Source organism: Panacibacter ginsenosidivorans (genome assembly GCF_007971225.1).
GTDB classification, from domain to species: domain Bacteria; phylum Bacteroidota; class Bacteroidia; order Chitinophagales; family Chitinophagaceae; genus Panacibacter; species Panacibacter ginsenosidivorans.
In genome coordinates this window covers 3,214,265-3,240,973 of sequence record NZ_CP042435.1, presented here as the reverse complement: position 1 = coordinate 3,240,973, position 26,709 = coordinate 3,214,265, and the positions used below count along the sequence as shown (strand labels likewise).

18 protein-coding genes are annotated in these 26,709 nt (G+C 39.1%); 8 read left to right on the top strand and 10 right to left on the bottom strand.

Translation table 11 applies throughout. The annotated features are described in order from the left end of the window. Window positions 1–36 precede the first annotated feature (36 nt). Together FRZ67_RS13615 and FRZ67_RS13610 are read right to left on the bottom strand one after the other, a co-directional pair. Window positions 37–984: an NAD-dependent epimerase/dehydratase family protein gene (locus FRZ67_RS13615; RefSeq protein ID WP_147190139.1), complete on the bottom strand. Its 948-nt coding sequence runs from the start codon at window positions 982–984 to the stop codon at window positions 37–39. A 6-nt stretch (window positions 985–990) separates the two neighbouring features. Further along, complete coding sequence (locus FRZ67_RS13610) at window positions 991–1,650, bottom strand: phosphoadenylyl-sulfate reductase (protein ID WP_147190137.1); 660 nt, start codon at window positions 1,648–1,650, stop codon at window positions 991–993. A gap of 172 nt (window positions 1,651–1,822) precedes the next feature. On the opposite strand from FRZ67_RS13610, the gene FRZ67_RS13605 reads away from it, so the two are divergent. Both FRZ67_RS13605 and FRZ67_RS13600 read left to right on the top strand, forming a co-directional pair. Beyond that, window positions 1,823–2,338 (top strand): dihydrofolate reductase family protein, encoded by a 516-nt coding sequence (locus tag FRZ67_RS13605; protein ID WP_147190135.1) that lies wholly within the window; start codon window positions 1,823–1,825, stop codon window positions 2,336–2,338. A 182-nt stretch (window positions 2,339–2,520) separates the two neighbouring features. Next, entirely contained in the window at window positions 2,521–5,364 is a 2,844-nt protein-coding gene (locus FRZ67_RS13600) for a TonB-dependent receptor (RefSeq protein ID WP_147190133.1), read from the top strand. Window positions 5,365–5,618: 254 nt separating this feature from the next. Here FRZ67_RS13600 and FRZ67_RS13595 read toward each other — a convergent pair whose 3' ends face one another. Continuing rightward, window positions 5,619–8,564, bottom strand: a complete 2,946-nt coding sequence (locus tag FRZ67_RS13595) for a serine hydrolase domain-containing protein (RefSeq protein WP_147190132.1) — start codon at window positions 8,562–8,564, stop codon at window positions 5,619–5,621. Window positions 8,565–9,196: 632 nt separating this feature from the next. Between FRZ67_RS13595 and FRZ67_RS13590 the strand changes: the two genes are divergently transcribed. Together FRZ67_RS13590 and mutL are read left to right on the top strand one after the other, a co-directional pair. Then, window positions 9,197–10,309, top strand: coding sequence for a hypothetical protein (locus tag FRZ67_RS13590; RefSeq protein ID WP_147190130.1), 1,113 nt, complete (start codon window positions 9,197–9,199; stop codon window positions 10,307–10,309). A 399-nt stretch (window positions 10,310–10,708) separates the two neighbouring features. Next, a complete protein-coding gene (gene mutL, locus FRZ67_RS13585; RefSeq protein ID WP_147190128.1) occupies window positions 10,709–12,568 on the top strand; it encodes a DNA mismatch repair endonuclease MutL in 1,860 nt (619 codons plus the stop codon). Between the two features lie 33 nt (window positions 12,569–12,601). Here mutL and FRZ67_RS13580 read toward each other — a convergent pair whose 3' ends face one another. The 6 genes from FRZ67_RS13580 to FRZ67_RS13555 form a co-directional block, all read right to left on the bottom strand. Beyond that, complete coding sequence (locus FRZ67_RS13580; protein WP_147190126.1) at window positions 12,602–13,945, bottom strand: D-alanyl-D-alanine carboxypeptidase; 1,344 nt, start codon at window positions 13,943–13,945, stop codon at window positions 12,602–12,604. A gap of 94 nt (window positions 13,946–14,039) precedes the next feature. Continuing rightward, window positions 14,040–15,185: a formimidoylglutamase gene (locus tag FRZ67_RS13575; RefSeq protein WP_147190124.1), complete on the bottom strand. Its 1,146-nt coding sequence runs from the start codon at window positions 15,183–15,185 to the stop codon at window positions 14,040–14,042. A 188-nt stretch (window positions 15,186–15,373) separates the two neighbouring features. After that, entirely contained in the window at window positions 15,374–16,252 is an 879-nt protein-coding gene (locus FRZ67_RS13570; protein WP_147190122.1) for a phosphatidate cytidylyltransferase, read from the bottom strand. A gap of 234 nt (window positions 16,253–16,486) precedes the next feature. After that, complete coding sequence (locus FRZ67_RS13565; RefSeq protein WP_147190120.1) at window positions 16,487–17,047, bottom strand: UbiX family flavin prenyltransferase; 561 nt, start codon at window positions 17,045–17,047, stop codon at window positions 16,487–16,489. Between the two features lie 217 nt (window positions 17,048–17,264). Continuing rightward, the gene (locus FRZ67_RS13560; protein WP_147190118.1) at window positions 17,265–19,454 is read right to left on the bottom strand and encodes a glutamine synthetase III family protein; all 2,190 of its coding nucleotides are present in this window, start codon (window positions 19,452–19,454) and stop codon (window positions 17,265–17,267) included. Window positions 19,455–19,735: 281 nt separating this feature from the next. Beyond that, window positions 19,736–20,746 carry a glutamine synthetase beta-grasp domain-containing protein gene (locus tag FRZ67_RS13555; RefSeq protein ID WP_147190116.1) on the bottom strand — a complete coding sequence of 337 codons (1,011 nt, stop codon included), beginning with the start codon at window positions 20,744–20,746 and terminating at the stop codon, window positions 19,736–19,738. A 290-nt stretch (window positions 20,747–21,036) separates the two neighbouring features. Between FRZ67_RS13555 and FRZ67_RS13550 the strand changes: the two genes are divergently transcribed. Then, complete coding sequence (locus tag FRZ67_RS13550) at window positions 21,037–22,605, top strand: C1 family peptidase (protein ID WP_147190113.1); 1,569 nt, start codon at window positions 21,037–21,039, stop codon at window positions 22,603–22,605. 201 nt (window positions 22,606–22,806) lie between these two features. Next, a complete protein-coding gene (locus tag FRZ67_RS13545) occupies window positions 22,807–23,238 on the top strand; it encodes a DUF4442 domain-containing protein (protein WP_147190111.1) in 432 nt (143 codons plus the stop codon). Window positions 23,239–23,428: 190 nt separating this feature from the next. Here the strand turns inward: FRZ67_RS13545 and FRZ67_RS13540 are convergent, their stop codons facing one another. Further along, the gene (locus FRZ67_RS13540) at window positions 23,429–23,809 is read right to left on the bottom strand and encodes a DoxX-related protein (protein WP_147190109.1); all 381 of its coding nucleotides are present in this window, start codon (window positions 23,807–23,809) and stop codon (window positions 23,429–23,431) included. A gap of 170 nt (window positions 23,810–23,979) precedes the next feature. Between FRZ67_RS13540 and FRZ67_RS13535 the strand changes: the two genes are divergently transcribed. Together FRZ67_RS13535 and FRZ67_RS13530 are read left to right on the top strand one after the other, a co-directional pair. Beyond that, on the top strand, window positions 23,980–25,383 hold the full coding sequence (locus FRZ67_RS13535; RefSeq protein ID WP_147190108.1) for an MBL fold metallo-hydrolase RNA specificity domain-containing protein: 1,404 nt from the start codon (window positions 23,980–23,982) through the stop codon (window positions 25,381–25,383). A 546-nt stretch (window positions 25,384–25,929) separates the two neighbouring features. Then, a complete protein-coding gene (locus FRZ67_RS13530) occupies window positions 25,930–26,625 on the top strand; it encodes a GNAT family N-acetyltransferase (RefSeq protein WP_147190106.1) in 696 nt (231 codons plus the stop codon). Window positions 26,626–26,709: the final 84 nt, after the last annotated feature.

The window sequence follows — 26,709 nt, the reverse complement described above, 5'->3', positions numbered from 1 at the left end:
TGATGCTATGGAAAATTACAGCCTGGCTCAAAAAAATTAAATCACATACACATCACCGGTACCACCAATATTGAATGAGAATTGTTCTTTAAATGCGCGTAGTTCATGCTCCAGACTGCTATCTGCAAGTGGTACGTATTCCAGTAACTTTGAATTACGTTCTACCTGTAGATCATGCCCTGCATAATTCTGGTTAATAAAGAATGATTCAAGCTCAGGATAAATATTTTGCAATGCCTCACTTATATCAAGTATACTTAAAGTTTTATCGGTAAGATTATATAAACCACTTGGAATATTTCTATGCAGCAATTGTGATAAAACAAAAGTTACTTTATCAATATGTATGAATGATCGATGCTGGTTGCCGGTACCATTGATGGTGATACGACCTGTGTAATGCGCATCGAACATGATGCGGTTAATGGCTGCGTCAAAACGCATGGACTTGCTGTAGCCATATACATTACCTAACCTTATAATGATGGCATTTGTTTTATTGAACAAACGTTGCACATGTTGTTCTGCACGATGCTTGGAGATAGAATAAAAACTATCTGGTCTTGGTTCTGTGGCTTCCGTTGCAGGCTCTGTAGTACTTCCATATACCGCAGTACTGCTTACAAATATTAATTGTTTCACAGGATTTTCTTCCAAAGCGTACATTAGTTCTGCAGTGCCCCAGTGATTTACCTGTTCAAAAATATGGCCATCAAGATTGGCAAATGGCGTAGTAACTTTTGCTGCAAGATGATACACGATATCTATATCTTTTAGAACCTTTCTAAGATTGCGGCTATCCAATAATTCGCCGTGTACAAACTTTACTTTCTCGCTGTTAACGGGCTTGCCAAGAAATAAATTAAAGTTGCCACGACTAAGATTATCATAAACAGTTATGCTTTCGATTGCATTGTTATTTGCAAGAGCATATACGAGTTCAGTACCGATGTAACCGGCCCCACCTGTAATTAAAATGCGCATGAAAAATTATTTTGTAACGAGTTCGGTATTCAATCCACATTCCGTTTTCTTGAGGCCAAACCAGCGGCCACCGCGGCCATCTGCCGCATCAAGATCAAATTTACGGGTACATGGTTCACAGCCAATGCTGAAATATCCTTTTTCTTCCAGCGGATTGCGTGGAATGTTATATTCATTAATGTATTGGTAGATCATCTTGCCATTCCAGTCAAGCATGGGATGAAAACGTGTAACACCAAATTTTGCTTTTTGCTCTATTGCAAAACTTTTACGGGTATCGCTTTGATCTGCACGTACACCATTGATCCAAACATCATGTTCGGCTAATATCGGTTCAAGTGGGGCAACTTTATTTAAGTAACAACAGTAATCAGGATCGCTTGCAAAAAGCAGTTTACCATTTACATCACGCTGGTTAATTTTTGCAGTTGTTGAAAACACGTTCCGCAGGTTTAAGCCAAACAACTCCGTTATCTGGTCGCGGTATTGCAGTGTTTCAGGAAAGTGATAACCGGTATGAATAAAATATACCGGGATGTTTTTGTCGATGCGGCTGATCATATGCAGCAGCACCATACTGTGTGTCTGAAACGAAGACGTAGTAAAAATCTTAAGTCCTTGCTCATTATAACTTTCCAGCTTCTCTTTTATCTCTTCGAATTGCATAAGAGGGCAAAGATAATGCGGCAAGCGTTAATAGTCCACTAATTTTGTGGGGATATAGTTTTATTTCCTTTTTCGAAATTATTATGAGCCCTGCGCATTTAAAAGCATTAAGCTTTTGTTGCGTCGCACACTTGTACAGTTATATCTTTATTGATAACTAAAATTTGAAATAATGAGAAAGATCATCCTGAATGTTGCAGTAAGTATGGACAGTTTTATTGAAGATGCAAATGGTGCATACGACTGGTGTTTTATGGACCAGGATTATGGCATGAAAGATTTTATGAACAGGATAGATACCATTTTCTTTGGCAGAAAAAGTTATGAGCTTGTATTAAAAACAGGTCTAGGATATTATGCAGGATATAAGCATTATGTTTTTTCCAAAACATGGGCAGATAGTTCCACTAATAATTTTACGTTGGTAAATAAAGATCTATCGACAGCGGTAGCAAACATCAAAGAAGAGGCCCGGAAAGATATCTGGTTATTTGGCGGTGCAAGCCTTGTAAGCAGCTTTATGAATGAAGGTCTTGTTGATGAATTAATGTTAGCTGTACACCCTATTTTATTAGGATCTGGTAAACCATTGTTTCAAGATCTTAGCGCCAGGACAAAACTTGCACTTACCGATTCCAAAACATATGATACCGGGCTTGTACAACTGCAATACGATATTTTAAAATAATTTTTATTGCTCAACAAAGTTCAGAAACCTGAAGTGTGCGACGCAACAACTGATGCAATAAAAACTAAAAGCAGGGCTAAACAATTATTTCTTCAAAAACTTTATTCAGTAGATTTTGGGGAAAATGAAACACTAACTAAACTGTTTTTATCATTATATTCGGGTGAACCAAACTACACTTTATGAGAATAATTAAAATGCTGCTGGCGTTTACGCTATTATTATGCATACAAACATCGTTTGCTCAAACTGTTACAGGTAAAGTTACTGATGCCTCTTCGGGTATTCCGTTGGAAGGCGTGGCCGTAAAAGTAAAATCCGCTTCAACCGGAACTCTAACAAACAAACAGGGGGAATTTAGCATTAAAGCGGCTGCAACAGATATTCTTGTATTTAGCTTTATTGGTTATGCAGACCAGGAAATTACTGTTGGCAGTCAAACTGCCATAAATGTCCGTATGGCCTCTACCATCGCAGATATTGGACAGGTAGTAACGGTTGGTACGCGCAGTGGTGGCCGCATAAAAACAGAATCGCCGGTACCGGTTGATGTTATAAATATTCACCAGGCAGGATTGCCTACAGCAAAAATGGATCTTACCTCTATATTAAATGTATCTGCTCCTTCTTTTAACTACAATAAACAAAGTGGTGCTGATGGTGCCGACCATATTGACATTGGTACATTACGCGGTTTAGGTGCCGATCATACACTCGTACTCATCAATGGAAAGAGAAGACATCCTACAGCGTTTGTTGGTTTGTTTGGAACAAGAGGACGTGCAGGCTCGGGTGTTGATATGAACGGGTTCCCTGAAGAAGAGGTTGACCGTATTGAAATATTACGTGATGGTGCTTCGGCCCAGTATGGTTCGGATGCCATTGCAGGTGTTATAAATATTGTTTTGAAAAAAGACATTAATCATCTTACAATAGATGCAGGTTGGAGCGGTTATTGGGATACAAAAAATAATTCCAGAAAGTATAACGCCAACAATGATTACTACAGCGCAGGCGCACTCGATGGAAACACATTTTCTGTTGCATTAAACCACGGCGTTGGTATTGGTAAGAATGGCGGGTTTATCAATTATTCAGGTGCTTACCGTACACAAGGCAAAACATACAGGGCTGCTCCTGTATCAGAAGATTTTGCTACAGATAAATATGCTTTGCCCGATGTAAACTATGGAAGAAGAGCTTTTGGTGATGGGTCTCTTACCACAGGCGGTATAATGTACAACATGGAAATACCTACAAGTGCTACAAGAAAAACTTCGTTTTATTCTTTCGCAGGTTACAACTATAAATCATCGGATGCTTTTGCTTATACAAGATCATGGGATGCCAAGCCAGAGCGATACCCTGTTAATGCAGATGGCAGTATAATAATGGTTCCATCTATCATGCATGTTACAGGGGATGGCAGCATTTACTACAACCCGCATATTCAAACACATATTACAGATGCTTCTTTTGCCGCAGGCATGAAAGGTTCAATGGTCAGTGGCTGGAACTGGGATCTGAGCAATAGCACAGGCTACAACAAGTTCCACTATTTTGGAGACAAAACATTTAATGCTTCTATTATTGGAGATGCTTCTCAAACACATTTTGATGATGGAGGTTTCAGCTTTCTGCAGAATGCAACCAATCTTGATTTCAGCAAATCTTTCAAGACCATAGCGCAGGGAATGAACCTTGGTTTAGGCGCAGAGTTCAGGTATGAAAATTACGAGATATTTTCGGGCGAAGAAAAATCATATAAAGGTTACCACCCCGATGCGCTATATTATCCCAATGTAGATGAAAGCAGAACACCGGCATCAGGTTCACAAGGCTTTCCTGGCTTTAGCAACACGGATGCTGTAACTGCAAACCGCTCTAACATTGGCGTGTATGCAGATGCAGAATTGAATGTTACAAAACAATGGCTGATAGATGGAGCTGTGCGTTTTGAAAATTATTCGGATTTCGGGTCAGTGCTTACGGGGAAATTTGCTACACGTTTCAAAATAACGGACAACTTCAATATTCGTGGTTCTGTAAGCACAGGTTTTAGAGCACCTTCATTAGCTCAAATACATTTCAGCAATACGCTTACTTCTTTCAGCACCGGTGCATTGGTACAATCCCTGATTGCACCTAACACAAGCAATATTGCAAGAGCGGCAGGTATACCCGAATTAAAGCAGGAAAAATCAGTAAACGCAAGTCTCGGCTTTACAGTTAGACCTGCACCAAAATTCACTATAACAGTAGATGGTTACCTGGTTAAAATGAAAGACCGGGTTGTGTTATCAGGATTATTTAGCAAAGACGATGAAACATTGCCTGAAGAATTCACATCGCAGTTTCCTCCTGATGTAGCAACTGCTCAATTCTTTGCCAATGCAGTTAATACAACCAACTATGGTGTTGATCTGGTTGTAGATTATACGCATAAATGGGGAAAGAATAATTTACGGTTTTTAGTGGCCGGTAATTTTCAACACATAAACATTGATAAGATAAATGTGCCTGCCCCACTAAATGGTACAGAACTTAACCGCAAAACTTTTTACAGCGATCGTGAAGAAGCATTCCTGAAAGCATCTGCACCGGGCAGTAAAGTTTCGTTAGGTATTGATTATGCAACAGGGCCATTAGGTTTTAAAGTTCAATTCACATCTTTTGGAAAGGTTGTGCTCATGGGATTTGGCGATGGTGAAGCGCCTCCAGGCGATAATCCAAATTATTCAGGCATTAATCCGCAGGTGCCTGCAGATGATGGTAGTGGTTATGTTCCCGAAGTGTTCAACTATAATCATAAGATCACAACAGATGTGTCAGCGTCTTATAAAATCAGCAAGAACATAACCATGTTTGTTGGCGCAGATAACATTTTCAATGTTCATCCTGATCTTGGTGTAAACCCTAAAGCAAAATGGTGGTACGGAGATAATGAATCCGGCGGACCATGGGATTCTGTACAAATGGGTTTCAATGGTTGCAGAGTGTTCACCAAACTGTCCTTTAATTTTTAACTTATCGTATTTTACAAAATAAAAAAGAGTATTCTCATGAATGCTCTTTTTTATTTTGCGTACTTAGCTGTATTCCTACTATGAAGCTTTGGTTGTGTCACTCACTGGTACGCTATATCTTTATGCAACAAATAAATATTGTACCGAAGCAAAACTATGGGGTTACATTCTGTTGTTTGCTCACCAATGTTCAGAACGTTGAAGTGAGTGACACAACCGGCGATGCCATTTGCTTTGCAGCCGGCAACCAAAAATTATAAATTATTCTTTTGCCCTATTGCTTCATAAAACACATCCTGTATAGCGCCACGAATATTTAATTCCCCAAGTCGTTTATTAACGCCGCCGTCAGGATACACACGGTTTGAAAGAAAAATATATACAAGATTATATGCAGGGTCTACCCACACACATGTACCCGTATAACCTGTGTGGCCGTACGTTTGCGGCGATGCGAGTTTGCTGGGATAAGGTTCTTCGCGTGTAGCGTTATCCTTTTCAGGTTTGTCAAAACCATAACCGCGGCGACTGATTTCGCTATGATAAGCCGTAAAAAAATCAATCGTTCCTTTCTTTAAATATTGCTTGCCATTGAATGTGCCGCCATTTAATAACATCTCGTATAATTTAGCAAGATCATATGCATCGCTAAACAAACCCGCATGCCCTGCTACGCCACCAAACATTGCTGAGCCGGGATCATGCACGGTACCACGCAATTGTTGCAATCGAAATTTCCTTTCTCTTTCTGTTGGGGCAATATTATTTAATTCGAATGATTGGTCAGGAAGAAAGCCCGTGGTACGCATGTTCATGGGATCATAAAAAGTTTCTTTTGCATAAGTATCCAAAGTTTTACCTGTTATTTGTTCAACAACTTTTCCCAGGAATATAAAATCATTATCGCTGTAAATGTATGCGCCTTCTTTGGTCAAAGGACTTTGTAATATGCGTGCATACATCGTGTCTCTCCAATCGTGGCGCATATATAATGTATCTGCAACACGAATATCGAATGTGTCATCGGGCATGGATTTATAGAAACCCGGTTTTTGAAGGCCGGTAACGGTATCTATTGTTTCTTCGTAAAAAGGAATGAATGCTTTTAAACCCGCCTGGTGCAATAAGATATCGCTGATTACAAGTTTTGCTTTATCAGTATTTGCAACCCATGGCAGGTAATCGCCCAATGTTTTATTTATATCAAGCAAACCATCTTCATACAACTTCATTACACTTACATTGGTTGCAGAAATTTTTGTAACAGAGGCCAGGTCAAAAATGGTGGTTGTTTTTACGGGATCGGTACTATCGTATGTCATGTAGCCATAGGCTTTATCAAAAAACACTTTGCCGTCTTTTGCTGCAAGCACTACACAACCCGGATAAGCTCGATTAAAAATACCTGCGTTTGCAATAGAATCAACTTTGTATAAAAGACCATCATTAATGTTTAATGCAGCAGGTGTAGTAAATGGTAATGCATTGTCTTCAAGAATTAATTTACCATCGCCTGCCTTAAAACTACAAACACTTACAGGCAGTGTTCCTTTTGCTATAAACTTTGCACTTAGCCAGTCAAATGCTGCCTGCTGAAAGATCGCATCATCTTCATAACATATCGCAAGATCTGTTGCTGTGCACAGATACTTCACAGCATAAGGATTACCAAACAATAAGGTAGCAGCAGGTGTAGCCTGCTGCAGATCCTTTACCAGCTGTATGGCTGCATTACTTAATCCAAATTGTTTTGCCGGATACTTTGATAAATTATGCACACCAATAATAACCTTATCATATTTTGCTTTCAACGAATTAACCAACGATGTTGCAGCATCACTGTCTTTTGTGTAATCGAAGTAATACAGATCTGCATTGTAGTTATCTTTCAAAAGTGTTGCGAGTACATTAGGTTTGTACGTGCCCACGCCTACATAAGCAATCCTTGCTGTTTTATTCAAAGGCAACAAACCAGGCTGTGTCGATTTTAAAACAGTCAATGCATTTTCTGCGATCGCTTTTCTTAATGCAGGCACATCTTTATTCAGATCAACAGTAAGGTGGTCAATATCTACCCATGGTGCACTGGCTAAACCCATATGATATTTCACCAGCAACACTTTTTTTATTCTTGCTTCCATATCATTTTTATCAAGCTCACCTTTTTTTATGGCAGTAAGAATTCTTTTAATTGTGCCCGGCACATCTCCCGGCAAGCACAACATATCGTTACCTGCAATGATAGATTGAAAGCCCGCTTCGCCTGCAGGATAGTATTTTGCCACGCCCTGCATCTCCAGCGCATCTGTAAATGAAATGCCTTTAAAGCCCAGTTCATTTCTTAATAAACCAGTTACATTATTCTTCGACAAAGAAGTAGGCTGATGTGCTGTTGAATCAATAGCAGGAATACTCAGGTGTGCTATCATTACACTGCCTACACCTGCTTCAAATAATTGACGAAACGGATACAACTCCAAAGAATCTAATTGCTCTTTTGTTTTATTGATCACGGGCAGATCAAGATGCGAGTCAACACTTACATCTCCGTGACCGGGAAAATGTTTGGCTGTTGCCATTACACCCACATCCTGCAAACCCTGCATGATCTTTGTTCCATACAACGCCACTTTATATTTGTCTTCCCCAAAAGAACGGTAACCAATTACGGGATTATCAGGATTGTTATTAATATCAACTACCGGCGCATAATCAACCTGTATACCTGCACGCTTGCATTGTTCACCCATTGCTTTACCCACATTATAAATAAGGCCTGCATCATTCACTGCACCCATAGTTAGCTGGTCGGGAAATTTCATTACACTATCATACATTCGCATGCCCACACCTGTTTCACCATCAATGCAGATCATCAATGGGGTTTTAGCCATGCGCTGAAAATTATTTACAAATGTTGCCTGCACCACAGGGTTTCCCTGAAACAAACAAATAGCGCCTATATTGTATTTTTTTATTTGCTCCGTTACTTTATCATCAAAGAATTTAGCGCTGCCATCGGGGTTGCGGCTGCTGAGGCGCACCACCATCAGTTGTGCAATGCGTTGCTCTTTTGAGAGCGATTTGTACACGCTGTCAACCCAGTGTTTTGCTTGGGATGTTTCACTGTAAAAAGAAGTTTGCGCAAAAGAAATAATGCCGTATAACATAAAACTTAAGCATATCATAAAGCCTTTCATCAGCAACAATTTTAAAGCACAATTTATGGATTAATGTGTAAGAGAAATGTTATCCGCAGAATTCTCTGAATGTACCTGGCTGAAGTTTTCTATGGCGGTGGTTGTTGCGTCGCACTCCTGTACAAAAAAATAAAAGGCAACAAAGCATTAAGGCAAAGAGTATAAAGAAAAGTTTCTGCGAAAGTTATTTGATCTTTAATGAATTTAGCATTTCATCAGCAGTCTTTCCCTATATTGCCTTCGCCATGGCACATGTGACGCGCAACATGGCAGGGATAAAATGCTCTGGCTTTTGCCGTTTTACTTTGCTGCCTCTTCTTCCCCGAGTACAAGTGAGTGACACAACGAAGTTGCCATAAAAAGCAAATGTCCTGTTCATAAAAAATATAAGATTATGTACCAGAAGTGCCTGCTGCAAAAATGATGATTATCATTTTTGAATGTTTTGAAATGCACTTAAAATCAGTTTGCCTACGTTTTATTTTAAAATAATTTCACTTAATTACTTTTTTATTTTGACGCACATATTTTTTTATTACCTTGCTCTACATTTCAATCCCAAAATCCTATCCAAAGCCATAACTGCAATCTCCTGTAGAGAACCAACTAATTTATAATCAAAACACAATTACATGAAAACAATCCGTATCGGTGTGGCGTTGCTTGCCATTACCCTAATTGCCTTTAGCTGCAGTAAAACAGAGTTAAACAAACCGCAATCACAAGCCTTAAGTGCTGGTGCATTAAATGATAATTCCGTGGCCGGTGTTTGTGGCGAGCCCATTGTTTACACGCTTTCAGACTGTAACGGTCTGCAATATGGTACTCTTTCCGTAAGTAATGACGATGTAAATCTTTTTGTAACTTTTGACGTTACCAATCCTGATTACAAGATCCAGAAATCTTCTCTTGTAATTGGTACACTTGCGCATGTAACTGCCGCAACAGATGATGTTGCCTGGCCAAAATTGCCAAAGGGACCATACCCTCCGGATTTTAGTAACCAGTTTAAACCGGAATTGAGTTCTTATACTTATACTATTCCACTTTCTAATTATGAAAGCTGCTTTGATATTTCTGCTTTTGCAAAACTTTTAAAACGCGATCCTGTTACGCACAAACCGGTAGATGCCCAATTTATTATTTTGCAAAGCAGCACAAAAACAGGTACAAAGAAATGGTCAACCTATGTTGAATATTGCAAACAGGATTGTCCTCCGCCACCATGCGGCCAGCTTACCACTTATACACAAGGTGGCTATGGTAATGACCAGGGTAACGGAACAGGAACTGCATACATGATCGCAAACTTTGATGGTGCGTTTCCTGGCGGTGTAACGGTAGGTTGTTCAGGTGGATTTACTATGGTAATGACAAATTCTGGTGCCGTTCAAACATACCTGCCTTCCAGCAGCACACCAGCAGTACTTACCCAAAACTATACAGACGATGGACCTAACACAGTTCTCGGCGGGCAATTACTTACACTTGCTTTGAGTGTTGGCTTTGACAATTATGATCCAAACTTTGGTGCAGGCACACAACACCTTGCGGATATGGTTATTGCCAGTGGTGATTTCCAGGGAATGACCGTTGGAGAATTCCTTGCAATTGCCAATGATGTATTTGGTGGTTGCAGCACTGATTATACACCAGATCAAATAAATGTAGCTGCTACAGCTATCAATGAAAATTATGATGAAGGCAAAGTGGACAATGGCTTCCTTAACTGCCCAAATAATTAATATTTAAAAGATCAGTTTTATAAAGACCCGGTTATCAGCCGGGTCTTTTATTTTCAGGGATGTTATGCAACCGGCTGAAGTTTTTCATGGCATCGGCTGTTGTGTCACTCACTTGTGCGGGTGGAAAAATAGGCAACAATGAATTGCTATTAGTAATTAATAAATTTTGTAGGTTTATTGCAAATACAAACGTTAGCCCCCTCGCCTTACTTGTCCCACGTACCACAACTCCGCTTTAATCGAAGCCGCTATATAATCCAACAGTACAAGAGTGCGACGCAACGAAAGCCAAATGGTTGCAGTGCAGCCCGGTTCATAAAGATCACTTCTCCACACATTCGGCAAATAGTGGCAATAAGGTTATTTTTGCTGTTCTAAAAAATTCTGAGGATCGTTACTGTGGCGGATATCATACAATTATTACCCGATAATATTGCAAACCAGATTGCGGCAGGTGAGGTGATACAGCGCCCTGCCAGTGCAGTAAAAGAATTACTTGAAAACGCCGTTGATGCGGGTGCCACGCATATTCAACTGATCGTAAATGATGCGGGCAAAGCGCTGGTGCAGGTTATTGATAACGGCAAGGGAATGAGCGAAACCGATGCACGGATGAGTTTTGAACGCCATGCTACCAGTAAGATAAAAGTAATTGACGATCTGTTTCATATAAAGACCATGGGCTTTCGTGGCGAGGCATTGGCATCTATTGCCGCGGTGGCGCAGGTGGAATTAAAGACCCGTCGTGCAGAAGATGAGCTGGGTACTTACATAGAAATTGAAAACAGTGCGGTGAAAAAACAGGAACCTTGTGCAGCAGCTATTGGTACCAGCATTTCTATGAAAAATGTTTTCTTTAATGTGCCTGCAAGAAGAAATTTTTTAAAAAGTAATCCTGCAGAAACGCGGCATATTGTGGATGAGTTTATTCGTGTGGCACTTTCATTTCCGAATATATTTTTCTCTTTAACCAGTAATGGCCAGCAGGTGTTTCACCTGGAAGCAGGTACATTGAAACAACGTGTAACACAGATACTCGGCAATCAATATGCAGCCAAACTGGTAAACATAAAAGAAGAAACAGATTACATGAACATCTACGGTTTTGTAGGCAAACCCGATACGGCCCGCAAAACACGTGGAGAACAGTATTTCTTTGTGAACAACCGTTTCATCCGCAGTGCTTATTTGAATCATGCGGTGATGAGTGCATTTGATGAGATGATCGCAAAGGATAGTTTTCCAATGTATGTCTTGTTCATAGATCTTGATCCTTCACAAATTGATATTAATGTACATCCTACAAAACAGGAAATAAAGTTTGAAGATGAAAAGATCATTTATGCTTTTGTGCAGGCAGCAGTAAAACATGCACTGGCACAATTTAGCATTGCACCTTCGCTTGATTTTTCATTGAATGCAGAGATACAGCAATTAGATGCAGTGAGTAAACCATTTACAAGCGACAAACAGGAATCTGTTGCAGCGTCATCTTCTTTATTCAAAACATTTACACAAAAGAACCAGGCGCATTTTATAGAACCAACTGAAAGGAGCGAGTTAAAGCACTGGAAAGATTTTTTTGTGAATCGTGATTCTTCAATGACGAATGGAGACGCAGAGAAAATACAATCTACTATTGACCGTCAACTATCCACAGATAATCTTTCGAACAGTAAAAATAAACTGGCAGCTGATGCTTTGTTATTGCAATTGCACAACACTTATATAATAGCTCCCACACAAAGTGGTTTCTTATTAGTACACCAGCAACTGGCACATGAACGTATTTTGTATGAACGCTATAGTGCAGCTATTCATGGAAAAAAAATGGCCACACAACAAAGCCTCTTTCCCGTAACAGTCGAGTTAGGTGCACAGGATGCCGCATTATTGCATGATCTGATACCCGACCTGCAATCATTGGGTTATACAGTAGAACCTTTTGGCAACAATGCATTTGTTATTCAAGGTACGCCTGCAGACGTGCAACAAGGCAATGAAAAGCATGCGATAGAATTGTTGGTAGAGCAGTTCAAACATTTTAGCAGTGATATAAAATTCAGCAAGCGTGAAAAGCTGGTACGCTGTATGGCAAGACAGCAGGCTATAAAAGCCGGTCAGCAATTAACACAAAAAGAAATGACAACTTTGGTAGAAGCATTGTTTGAATGCACTACAGCCAACGTTACTGCAACAGGAAGCCCCACTTATATAGAATTTAAAGAAGATTATTTGGACAGGATGTTTGGGAGATAAAGCCCCCTCAAACTCCCCCGGGTGGGGGGAGAACTAATACGCATTAATTACAGACGACAAAAATGCATCTATTTTTTTTCTCATTATAGTTGCTGTACTCATGTTATTATTGACGAGTACTGAGAATATCAGCGTCTTTCTTTTATTGGTAATTATATAACCACTTAAACAAGTTATGTTGCTCATAGAGCCACTCTTTGCATAGACCTTTCCTGTAAGATCTGTTCCACTGCCACCTGTTGGGAAAATACTGGTGATACGATTCCATGAAAACTCTTTGCGCATTTTATCCAACACGAAAACAAAGTCCTGTGGCGTAAAATTATTATAACGGCTGAGTCCGCTGCCATCTACCCAACGCGGCTTTTGAGGCATGTTTTTGAAATCTGTTTTTAATAAGGTATCAATTATTTTTTCATCGCTCATTACATTGAGTTCTTGATCACTCACCATGAGTAATGCTTGTTCTGCATAGAAATTATCGCTGCGGTGCATCATTATTTTGAGGAGCGAATCAGTGGGTTGGGAATGGATTTTATAAGAAGCAACAATTGGCGGAAAAGCATGCCATCCATCAGATAATGTGTATATCTCTTTATGAATGGTATCAGCGAGAATCTGCAACACTAATGAGTCACTTACAATAAAAGGTATTGAGGGATTGCTTTCTTCTTTGCTATACTTATCAGCTACGAATTCATTTGCATTCAGCGCTCTTTTTATATGGCTAATGAATAAAGCCGAGTCCGTATAAGAGTTGCTGAAATTTTTTATACAAGCAGCTGGTTGTATTGCAACGCTGCCATTGTTTCCATACACTGTAACAACATTGCCGTAAACAGGTAAAGCACTTCTTTCCATTGAATAATAATCCTGGTAATCATCCCAGGCCCAGCCTTGGCCTAAAGCAGTTTCCTCCCATTTTCCTTTTAAATATACAAGCTTACTTGTTTGGGCCTTTAGGAAATCCACAACAGGATTAGTTTTAAAATCGGAGTGTAATAAAGTAGGATCGCCGGTTGGATATAAGAGTAAAGTATTCTGGCAATCATCTACACGCAACCCTACCAAACTATCTCCCAAATATTTCATGGCAGTATAGCAGGTAATGATCTTGGTATTACTCGCAGGTGTAAAATATTTGTCGCTTTGATAATTGCAGAGATATTTATTTTCTGAAGGATCGTATACAGCAATACCTACATGAGCCGTTGATAATTCCTGACAGTTGATTAGTTCATTTGCAGCATTATCAATAATGTTTGTAGTTCCAGTTTTATTTATTTGCCTTTGCACAGAACAGGAAGCAAGCAGTATAAAATATAAAACAGCAATTAGTCTTTGTGATAAAAAGAAATGCAAACAAAATTTTTTCATGTTACTTTTTGTTTGATGCTATTTGTACAAAAGATGAAAGGATTGCGACGCAAGGAACGATGCTATGAAAACCTATAGTTGGTATTATAAAAGGCTATCCTCTTTCTACAGCTCTTAACCATCTTTCCGGAATATCATTTTGCGAAGCAATTATATAATCATGATGACTGCAGGCTATATAATTTCCTTCAGGTAGCTGCACCCACCAGCGACCCGTTTTTTTGCTTTGCAAAAAAGTTGTTTCCACTTCTGCAAATGCAATGCGGAATTCGTTGAAGTTGTGTTGCTCTGTTAAACGTGCTTCTTGCTTGCCTTTCAGAATGCCATCCATTAAATACCAAAGCATGTGGCTGATCTGTTTTGCAGTCAACGCATTTGTATCAAGCTCTTCTCTATAACCATAAATGCCAATGGAACTTACATTGTTGCTCATACCTGCATATTGCATCAGCATGCAGGCTTCTTCGCCGGTAAAACCATTTGGTGTAAGATGATTGGCCGGTGCATGTGCATGCTGAATAGCGCTGATGTCGAAAGAGAACAAATCAGCATTGCGTACTACAGGCTCCATATCTTCCATGTTCTCTTTTACTTTACCTACACGGAAACAATCGAAGCGCAGTTTATCAATTGTTTCCAACATACCCGGGTGTACAAAATAACTTTGAAAGCCGATATGATTGTAATGACGTATAAAATTTGGTTCACTTGTAAGTAGCTGCATCAAAAAATTATCGGCAGGTAATACACTGTCCATATTAAGATCAATGGCTGCATCTACAACTACAGCTTCAATGATCTTATTTTGTTTTGCGTACACATCATACTGCGCCAATGTAAGATCATGCGAGCCGCCAATGATCAAAACTTTACGACCATGTTTCATTAGCTCACTAACTACAGTTCTTAATGCAGCATAAGTATCCTGCATAGTTGCGCCGGGCTTTATATTACCCGCATCAGCCACATGCACTTCTTTATGCCATTGAAAAAGTTTATACAACTCTTTGCGCACGGCGTCGGCAGACGATGTTGAATTCTTCTGAAACACGCCACCACCACGATTTTCATCGCAGCCTACTATTACAAGATCCGCATGTTCTATATCAGGAAAATTGTTTTCATATGCGGCAATATTATTTCCGAGTTGTGTGTCTTTATACCCTTCATCATCACTCAGCAAATGTTTATTCACCGGCTCAAGAAAATCAAGAATGGTATCAATAGAATCAAATGCCATGACATTTCGTTTGTAAACAAACATACAGCAAAGCTGTGAATGCTGCTCAGGCTATAGTGAATAGTGCATAATTAAAACAGGAAGATTTTTTTGTTCCCAACCGGTGTGCATGTATTAGACTTTTGTTGCGTCGCACTCTTGTACTAAAAAATATATTGCAACCGAAAAAGCTGTAGACTATAAATATTTTACAGAAATAATTTTACGTATAACCACACAACCGGCGTAGTAAATAATAAAGAATCAAAACGATCAAGAAAACCGCCATGACCGGGCATTATATTGCCACTGTCTTTTACACCTGCCATTCTTTTTAGTTTGCTTTCAAATAAGTCACCGGTGGTGCCTGCAATGGCAGCACTAGCCGAGATAACAATAAGTGTTATATAATCAGTCATACCAAAAGCAAAATAACCAAGCAGTGTAACTGTTGCTACAGCAAGTATAGCACCGCCCAATGTTCCTTCCCATGTTTTCTTGGGGGAGATGGAGGAAAAAGGTGTTTTACCAATAACTGATCCTACCATGTATGCCATTGTATCATTTATCCATATTGCAGCAATCATTACTACGGGTAACACCCAACCAAGATCGAGTGTAAAAAGATTGCCGAATATTAATATGCCTTCAGATCTAAGATCCATCATTAGCCCCCAGCACAAGGAAATATAAACAAGACCGCTCAAAGAATAACCAATGTTTTTAAGATTCAAATGCCTGCTCAAAACTATTTCCGCAACAGGCATGGTAAATGCCAGTATCAGCATTAGCCACCAGCCTATTTCAGAGAGTTGGAGGTTGCCGACAAGATAGGCGTCGTTCGTCATCCACATCATAAAGCCCCAGCCAAACAGCATTACACCATACCTGTGAATGCCCATTATTTGTTTATAATCCGGATCGATAATTCCAACCAGCTTCTGGTATTCAGTCCAGCAACCAAAATGAATAAATGTAAACAATAAAAAAAAGGACCATTGATCAATAAACAGTCCACATGCCATAACCAATATAAAAACAAGAGCTGTTAATGCCCTGGTTTTAAAAACAACAGGATTAAGCGCCATTTACAACGAGCTATTTAATGAGGGCAGCTTTTTACCTTTAAGAAAAAGTTGCCAGAATTATTTATTAAAGATAACTGATAAAAATAATGGGCTTTATGAGAAGTTGAATATTGTTATTTGGATAAGTTTTGATTATTGCTGTTTGTTGCTATTAGCAATGCAGTAAAAGAGTGCGACGCAACCTGGCTTCATGGCAGCAATACAGTTGGGTTCATAATTGCCTTTACTAATATATTAACTGTTCCACCGGTTGGTTGCAATATCTAAGCCGGCAAGGTCAAGCACACGATCAACTACGGTGAGTGAAACATCTTCAATACTCTTCGGCTTATGATAGAAGGACGGCGTTGCGGGGCAAATAATGCCACCAGCCACAGTTACCGATTCCATGTTCTTTATATGAATAAGGTTATAAGGCGTATCTCTGACCATTAGTATCAGTTTGCGTCTTTCTTTCAACATTACATCTGCGGCACGTGTTACAAGATCATCGCTTATGCCATTGGCAATACGGCCAAGCGTGCCCATACTGCAGGGCGCTACGATCATAATATTATATTTTGCAGAACCAGATGCAAATGGTGCAGAAAAATCATGCTTTTCAAAATAACTTACTGCATAATTATTATAGTCTTCATTTCCTAATTCTGTTTTCCAAACTTCTTTTGCGTTGTTGCTCATCACAACACTTAATGCACTCCACTGCTCTTTTAGCGATAATAATTTTTCGATCAGCAGTTTTGCATAAATAGCACCGCTTGCTCCTGTAATTGCCACAACAATTTTATTGTTCATGCAAATGATTTATAGTTCAACAAAAGTAGAGGGTAAAAGGTTATGTAATTTACCAGGAGAAATAAAGATTTTTTACCGGGCCTTTGTGCGGGTATTAAGCATTTGTTGCGTCGCACTCTTTTACGTTCGCTTCTTTGTTGAGCTAGTGATGACTTTGAAAAAAATAAAAACCCCGCATAAAAGCTGCGGGGCATATATATAAAACATCCATTTCAATTTATCTCATCAATAACATTTCGCGGTACTTGGGTAGTGTCCACAATTCATCATTAATAAGTTGCTCCAGTTTATCCACCTGGTAGCGTATATCATCAAAGAATGCTTCTTTAACCTGGCTGCAATAGGCAATTGCCTTGGTTCGTGTATCTTCCATGTTGTTTACAACTTTGCGCGCCTCAACCATGGCATGAACTTTTTCATAAACAGTTTGCACACGTTCTGTCATTTCTTTTAGTATGGCCATTTGGCTTGCGCAGGCACTTTCCGGTAAACCTGTTGCTTTTATACTGTTGATATTGGCGGTAAGTTTATTCATGTATTCAATAGCCGAAGGAATGATGTGATTCAATGCAAGATCGCCCATTATCCTTCCTTCTATCTGCACCTTCTTAATATATTTTTCCAGTTCAATTTCGTGACGGGCCTCTAACTCAATGTGATTGTATACATCATTTGATTCGAAAAGTTGTTTTGCTTTTTCAGTGATCATTGCGTCAAGCGCAAGTGGTGTTGTTGGCACATTTGGTAACCCACGCCGCTCTGCTTCATGATGCCATTCTTCGCTATAGCCGTCGCCTTCAAACAACACCTTTTTACTTTCAACAATATATTTCTGAATGATATGCATGATGGCAATTTCTTTCTTCTCTCCTTTCTCTATTAATGCATCTACATCCTGTTTAAAAGTGCGCAATGTTTCTGCCATAATGGTGTTCAATGCTATCATAGCGTTGGCACAATTGGCTGCAGAGCCCACAGCGCGGAACTCAAATTTATTGCCTGTAAACGCAAAAGGTGAAGTACGGTTTCGGTCTGTATTATCCAGCATTAATTCAGGGATACTACGATGAAGATCCAATTTGAGAATTGCTTCATCCTGTTCATCAAATTTATCACCTACACGTGTTTCTATATCGTATAAAACTTTGGTAAGGTATTCACCAATGAAAACCGAAATGATAGCAGGGGGCGCTTCATTAGCGCCAAGCCGAAAATCATTTCCTGCAGAAGCAATTGACGCTCTTAAAACATCTGCATAATCATGTACTGCTTTTATAGAGTTTACAAAAAATGTGAGGAACATTAAATTCGTCTTCGGCGTTTTTCCCGGTGCAAGCAGATTTACACCTGTGTCTGTAGCCATGCTCCAGTTATTATGTTTACCACTTCCATTAATACCTGCAAATGGTTTTTCATGGAATAACACTTTCAGTTTATGCCTGCGTGCCACACGTTCCATTATGTCCATCAAAAGAATATTATGATCAACCGCAAGGTTAACTTCTTCAAAAATTGGGGCACATTCAAACTGTGCCGGCGCCACTTCATTATGTCTTGTGCGTAAAGGAATACCAAGTTTATAAGCTTCCTGCTCAAAGTCACGCATAAAAGTGTAAACCCTTTCAGGAATGGAACCAAAATAATGATCTTCCAACTGTTGCCCCTTGGCAGGGGATGCACCATAAACAGTCCGTCCACATTGAACAAGATCCGGTCTTGCATTGGCAAGACCTTCATCAATTACAAAATATTCCTGCTCCCAGCCAAGTGTAGGGGTAACCTTAGCCACGTTCTTGTCAAAATAATTACAAACATCTACTGCTGCCTTATTTACAGCCTCAATAGCTTTTAATAAAGGTGCTTTATAATCGAGTGACTCTCCTGTATACGATACAAAGATCGTTGGAATGCAAAGTGTTTTACCCTGACCAATTTCCATGATAAAAACAGGCGAAGACGGATCCCAGCCTGTATAACCACGTGCTTCAAAAGTTGCCCTTAAACCACCACTTGGAAAAGAGGAAGCATCAGGCTCCTGCTGAATTAATGCCGCTCCATCAAATTCTTCCAGTGGATTACCATCACTTTTTATGGTAAAAAAGGAATCGTGCTTTTCGGCTGTACTACCTGTTAACGGCTGAAACCAGTGGGTAAAATGTGTAACGCCCTTTTTTTCTGCCCACGCACGCAGACCATTAGCGATCTGGTTGGCTACAGCACGGTCAATTTTTTTGCTTCCTTTTATACTTGCATTAAGGCTTTTAAAAGCTTCGTCACTAAGATATTCACGTGCTGTTTTTAATGTAAAAACATTCTCTCCAAATATTGCCGTGATCTTTGAAGGACTTTCTACACTTACATCTGTATTGTTCAAAAGATTATTGAGTGCCTGAAAACGAAGTGACATATGTATATTATTTTGAGATTAACAAAGAAAATAATTTTTAGATGAAGCAGCAATTTAATCTCTCCACAAAATATATTGTTCTTGCTTTTATGTACCGGGCTTTTACGCTATTATTAGGCTTTGGTTGCGTCGCACTCTTGTACTTCTTTTTTTTGCTCACCAATGAACAGAAACCTGAAGTGAGTGACACAACAGCAGCCTAATAGTTTTACAACAATTAAGTTCAATATAAAAAAAGGCTGTCTTAAGACAGCCCTTTATATTTTGAAATTGGTGCAGTACTAAGAAACTGATTTAACAGTCTTAATAATGCGGGCTGCCACTTTATAAGGATCTGCTGCAGAGTTAGGACGGCGATCTTCCAGGTAGCCTTTCCAACCGTTAGCTGGTACGCCAACAGGAATACGGATAGAAGCACCGCGGTCAGAAACACCATAACTGAAATCATGAATACTTGCAGTTTCATGTTTGCCTGTAAGGCGTAAATGGTTATCTGCACCATATACTTCAATATGCTCTTTAACTACAGGGCGGAAGGCTTCACATACTTTATCAAAAATCTCTTTGCTTCCAGCAGTTCTCAACAATGAGTTGGAGAAGTTAGCGTGCATACCTGAACCGTTCCAGTCAAGTGCACCCAAAGGTTTACAATGCCAGTTTACAGCTACTCCGTATTTCTCACCGATTCTTTCCAAAAGATAGCGAGCTATCCATATCTGGTCACCAGCCTGTTTAGCACCTTTGGAGAATATCTGGAATTCCCACTGGCCTGCAGCAACTTCTGCGTTAATACCTTCTACATTTAAGCCAGCCTCTATAATTGCGTCGAGATGTTCTTCAACAATCTCACGTCCGAATGCATTATAAGCGCCAACTGAACAGTAATAGGGTCCCTGTGGAGCAGGGAAACCGCCGGCAGGAAAGCCAAGAGGCTTATTTGTTGCTGTATCCCAAAGGAAATATTCCTGTTCGAAACCAAACCAGAAATCATTATCATCGTCTTCAATAAGTGCTCTGCCGTTAGACACGTGTGGTGTCTTATCTGCATTTAATACTTCACACATTACAAGATATGCATCTTTGCGTTGTGGGTCTTTTACAACATACACAGGTTTGAGCAAGCAGTCAGAAGAGCCGCCCGGTGCCTGTTCTGTAGATGATCCATCAAAAGACCACATAGGTAAGTCTTCTAATTTTCCACTAAAATCTTTTTCAATCTTGGTTTTGCTACGGAGACTTTGAGTTGGTTTATAACCATCAAGCCAGAGGTACTCAAGTTTTACTAATGACATGTTGTTAGTTGTTTATAAAATTAAAGAAGATGTAAATGAATTTTGATAAAATCATTTTTTGAGCCACAAATTTACAATGAAACGTGGAAATAAATAATATTTTTTTATGTTTTCAGCGAAAACATTGCGAAAAATGAAACATTTATTTTTTTAATATTTATTTGAGATTGATTTTAGATTTACTCTGAAAAGTTTGCACGAATATTTTAATTCCTGCTGCCGTAACAAAAGCTATAGAAGCTTACAGAATATAAATATGGACTATATTAGTAAAACTAAAAATTGATGCTATGCCAATTCGAATGGTCGATGATCCTAATGATCAGTTTGACAACAGCGGTAATGATAACGGAGGCGGTGGCAGGAGAACTTCGGGTGGCGGGGGAGGCTTATTCCAGTTATTGCCTTTGCTTTTCGGATTAATAAAAAATCCGATTGGTTTAGTATTGGTATTGCTTGTAGGTGGCTTTCTCTACTTTAAAGGAGGGTGTACCGGTCTGACACAACAAGCGTCCTCTGTATTTTCTACCGGCGGCATATTAGACCCAAAAGAATTTGATAAGGCGCAAGTATATGAGGGTCTTGATGAGAGTAAAAATAATTTACCCGAAGCGGTTTCTTTATTAAAGTTTGCGCCACATCCAGGCAACCAGGGTCAGCAAGGAAGCTGTGTAGCATGGAGTAGTGCATATGGAGCAAGAACAATTCTTGAGGCAAGTTCTACAGGTGAAAATCCTGATCAAAAAGCTTTTAGCCCTTCATTTTTATATAACCAGATAGGCCTCGATGGATGCCAGGGAAGTTATATTATCCGGGCAATGGAAAATATGACCAAGGTCGGTGCTGTACCACTTGATCAATTTCCATACGATGAAACGGATTGCAGCAGACAGCCATCCCCGCAGTTAAAAAATGAAGCTTCGCAATATCGTATGTTGGGCTTTACAAGACTCACTAGTGGAGAAAGTGTAAATAACCTTGATCTCTATGCAATCAAACAGCACCTTGCTAAAGATGTGCCAGTTGTAATTGGAATGATGGTAGGAGGCAGTTTTATGCAGGATATGATAGGCCAGGAAGTATGGCATCCAACAGATGACGATTATTCTATGATGGGGTTTGGCGGACATGCAATGTGTGTAATTGGTTATGACGATCGTAAAGAAGGTGGCGCGTTTCAAATCTTAAATAGCTGGGGCAGCGAATGGGGACAAAATGGTGTGGGATGGGTGCGCTACAATGACTTCAAACATTTTACCAAAGAGGCTTATGGATTAAATCCTATGCCTAAAAGCGGAAGTGCTGACGCCAAAGATCTGGAATGTAGTATTGGCCTGGTTGAGAACAAAACAAAACAATATATATCGCTTAAGTTGAGGAACAATAATATTTTCGAGACCACTGATCCCATTATAAAAGGCACCCAGTTTAAGATAGAAGTTAAAAATTCAAGTTCATGTTATGTATATGTTCTCGGAATGGAAACAGATGGCAGCAGCTATGTGCTGTTTCCTTATCCCATGAAAACCGATCCTACACGCACAAAATTTTCTCCTTATTGTGGCATTACAGGCTACCGTTTGTTTCCGCGTGGCATGAGCATGATGGCAGATAGTATTGGCAATAAAGATTACATGGCAGTAGTAGTAAGTAAAGATTCATTAAATGTTTTTGCTTTTAATGATGCTGTCAATAATAAGCGTAGCAACGGTTTTGCACAAGCTATAAATACTGCAGTAAGCCAGTATGCAATCACCGGTGTTAATTTCAGTAATACTTCTGATGGAACCATAAGTTTTAAGACAGAAGCTGCAAATAAGGTGGCGGTAGCCTGTGTGGTGGAAATAGACAAGAGATAGTTTTTGGCAGACCGGCTTTAGTACAAATATTAAGCTTATGTTACGTCGCACTCTTGTACTTTAAGTCAGTAACTCTACATATAAATACATCATCACAATTTTATTACACAAAAGGCTTTACTTACATAAATCAATTTCGTGAATCCGCAATTCCATCTCTTCAGAAAGCAAATCATCAGTCCTTTTAAGTTTCGTTTGTTTATGCTAAACAAATTACCGGCAGCATTCTTTGCTGGTCTCAGAATTGAGTTCTTTAATGAAACAAAAGCTGCTGTAGCTGTAAAGCAGAAATGGTTTAATAAAAATCCTTTCGGGTCTGTATATTTTGCCGTATTAACAATGGCTGCAGAAATGAGCACAGGTGTTTTGTGTATGGCAAATATTTATAAACGAAACCCGGCAGTAAGTATGCTGGTAATAAAAACGGAAGCAGTTTTTTATAAAAAAGCAACAGGTAAAATTTTGTTTACCTGTTTAAATGGAACAGCTATCACTGCGTTAATAGACGATGCAATTGCAACTGGAGAAGGAAGAACTATTGCCTGCCAGTCTACAGGTAGAAATGAAGCCGGAGAAATTGTTGCTGAGATATATTGTACATGGAGCTTCAAAGTTAAAACCATAAAACAATAACATGCATTCTGCAAAATAAAAGTGCTGAAATTGCAATAGTAAAAGCCCTATTTATGTTTACAGCTCAAGTGTGCGACGCAAGGAACGATGCTATTAACAACAAAAGATGACGACACAAATAAATACTTAACATACCATAGAAATATATCTATGATGTTTTGATCAAAGTATTTACAGAAGGAAAAAGATGTCAGATCTTCTTTGCATTACTGGCAATATACATTGCAAATGCAGCCATTGCCAGATTCTGCAGAATATCAATAAAAGAAGAAGTTTTTAAATCCGGGTCTCCGGCATTTAGATAATTGGGCAGATGAAAGGTAAGCACAATTATGATCAGCAATAAGGCTAAAAGATAACCTGCAAGCTTTACCATTTTATGAGCTATAAAAGCAATTGCTGCAAGTATAAGGGCTATTCCTGTTATGTATACCCAAATAATTCCGCCGGGTAAAAATGAAGGGATAAAAGTTATCATGTTACCCGGATACATTAAATGATAAACTCCAAAAATTGCCAGAATAATCGCTAGAATAACTACCGCAATGCGGGAAATAGTATCTTCTTTCATAATGCAAGCTTTTATCCTATTAAGTTACCATTTTTGTTTTACATGAAAATAAATTTTTTCTTCATTGAATAAACCTGCTTCAAAAGTTTTTAAACCAATTATGTAGTATTTAATAATTATGATAAATTGAGTGTTACCATTACCTTTAATAAATCATCAACGATCATTCTATGAAGCTTGCATTTCATGGCGCTGCACAAACAGTTACGGGTTCAAAGCATTTATTAACGCTCCATAATGGAAGGAAAATATTATTTGATTGTGGCATGTTCCAGGGCATGGGCAGAGAAACAGATGCTCTTAATGCAACCCTTGGTTTCGATGCAAAAGAAGTGAACTATCTTTTATTATCACATGCACATATCGATCATTCAGGCCTTATTCCAAAACTGGTGAAAGAAGGCTTTAACGGAAAAATATTTTGCACGCCAGCCACTAAAGATCTTGCTGCAATCTTACTGGAAGATTCTGCAGAAATACAAAGAGACGATACGAAATTTATCAACAAGAAAAGAGCTAAACAAGGTTTGCCGCCCTATGAACCATTGTATACACCCGATGATGTAACCGCCGTGCTTCCATTATTAAATGAAGTGCAATATGGATCGTGGTTTACAATTGAACCCGGCATTGAAGTTTTATATACAGATGCAGGCCACATTATTGGCAGCGCTGCTGTACATGTACGTATAAACGAAAATGGCAACACAACACAAATAAGTTTTAGTGGAGATGTTGGAAGATACAGGGATGTGATACTTCGTTCACCGGATGTATTTCCGCAGACAGATTACATTATTATTGAAAGCACTTACGGTAATAGTTTGCACGAAAATATTTTCAACTCTTCTGATAAATTATACGAGTGGATAGATAAAACATGTGTACAGAAAAAAGGCAAACTTATTATTCCGTCTTTTAGTGTAGGCAGAACGCAGGAGTTGTTGTATTTCCTTAATCAATTAAGCAATGAAGGCAGGTTGCCAAAAATAAAAGTATATGTAGATAGTCCACTTAGCAAAGAAGCTACAGATATAGTAAGAAGTCATCCTGAAAATTACAACAGCAGGCTGCAAAAATTATTGAAGACAGATTACGATCCTTTTAGTTTTGATGAACTCACTTTTATAAAAACAGTTGATGAAAGTAAACGGCTTAATGATCTTCCTGAACCCTGTATTATTATCTCTGCAAGTGGCATGGCAGATGCAGGCCGCATAAAACATCATATCGCCAATAATATAAACGATAGCCGCAACACTATTTTATTGGTTGGATATTGCGAGCCCAATTCGCTTGGTGGCCGTTTAATGAATGGTGCTAAAGAAGTAAAAATATTTGCCGAGTATTATAAGGTACAAGCCGAGGTTGGCAGTATGCGCAGCATGAGTGCACATGGAGATTATGATGACCTCAGCCAGTTTCTTGCATGCCAGGTTCCCGCTACGGTTCGCCAGCTATTTATTGTGCATGGCGAGTATGACGTGCAACTCGATTTTCAGCAACGTTTATTAAAGAAAGGTTTTAAGGAAGTTATAGTGCCTGCATTACACCAGGAGTTTATGCTTGAATAACTAATTTTTGTTTTACCGGCTTTTGGTTTTATTAATGTATCTGTTATTTTATTTTTATTATTAATGAATGTTGCAATTTTTATTATACGGGCTGCAGCATTTCATGGCATCTTCGTTGTGTCACTCACTTCATAGTTCTGTTCATTGATGAGCGAAGGACAGTACGTACAAGAGTGCGACGCAACAAATGAACAATAGGTGTACGTAAGCACGGCACATATATCATGCTAACCAACGTTAACTTAAAATTTAAATTAATTATCCCCATTTTATTCAAACATCATTAACTTTACGTCCTCAAAATTTTTAGATCACAATTTTATGCTGAACTGAAATTGAAACAGAACACAACACATAGTAGCCTTTTATCTTTCCATCCTGCAATGATGGGTGTTGTTAATTTGCCAAACCCTTTCTGCTTCCGACCGGTACGACGACCTCGTATCTGATATTCCCACAGCATACCGGAATCTCATACACAAAACAGACGCTTTACGTAAAAAGCATTCGTGTATCATTATCTCCTAATCATCAGTATTTACAACAGTGGAACAAAATATAAACGTACGTGTAGCCAATAGTGGCGACGTACACTACGCAGAAACGATTACTACCGAAATGGAAGCTTCCGCAAAAGCCCGTGGCACCGGCATTGCAAAGCGCAGCCCCGAATATATTGCCAATAAAATGAACGAAGGCAAAGCCGTGATTGCACATCTTAACGATGGTACATGGGTAGGCTTTTGTTATATAGAAACATGGGAAGGTGAATATGTTGCCAACAGTGGACTTATTGTAGCTCCGGAATTTAGAAAGAGTGGTGTGGCAAAGCAGATCAAGAGAAGGATCTTCAATCTTTCAAGAGAAAAATATCCAAACGCAAAAATATTTGGATTGACTACAGGTCTTGCTGTAATGAAGATCAACAGTGAGCTCGGTTATGAGCCCGTTACTTACAGCGAGCTTACGCAGGATGAAAAATTCTGGGCAGGCTGCAAGAGCTGTGTTAACTATGATATTCTCATGAGCAAAGAGCGTAAGAATTGCATGTGTACTGCAATGTTGTACGATCCTGCAGATCATTACACACCAGAAGAAACAACTCAGGAGTTTGAAAAGAAGAGTAAAGTGTATGAGCGTTTGATGCACATCAAGCAACTGGTGTTTGGCAAGAAAGAAAAGAACATAAACGGAGGCGCATCAAAACCGAAATCACTGATGCATTATTTCTTTGGGTATTAGAAGAAGAATTTTGAGCCTTACTTTTGAATAAGCATTAAGCTTCCGTTGCGTCGCACTCTTGTACGTTCTTATCGCTATGAAGCA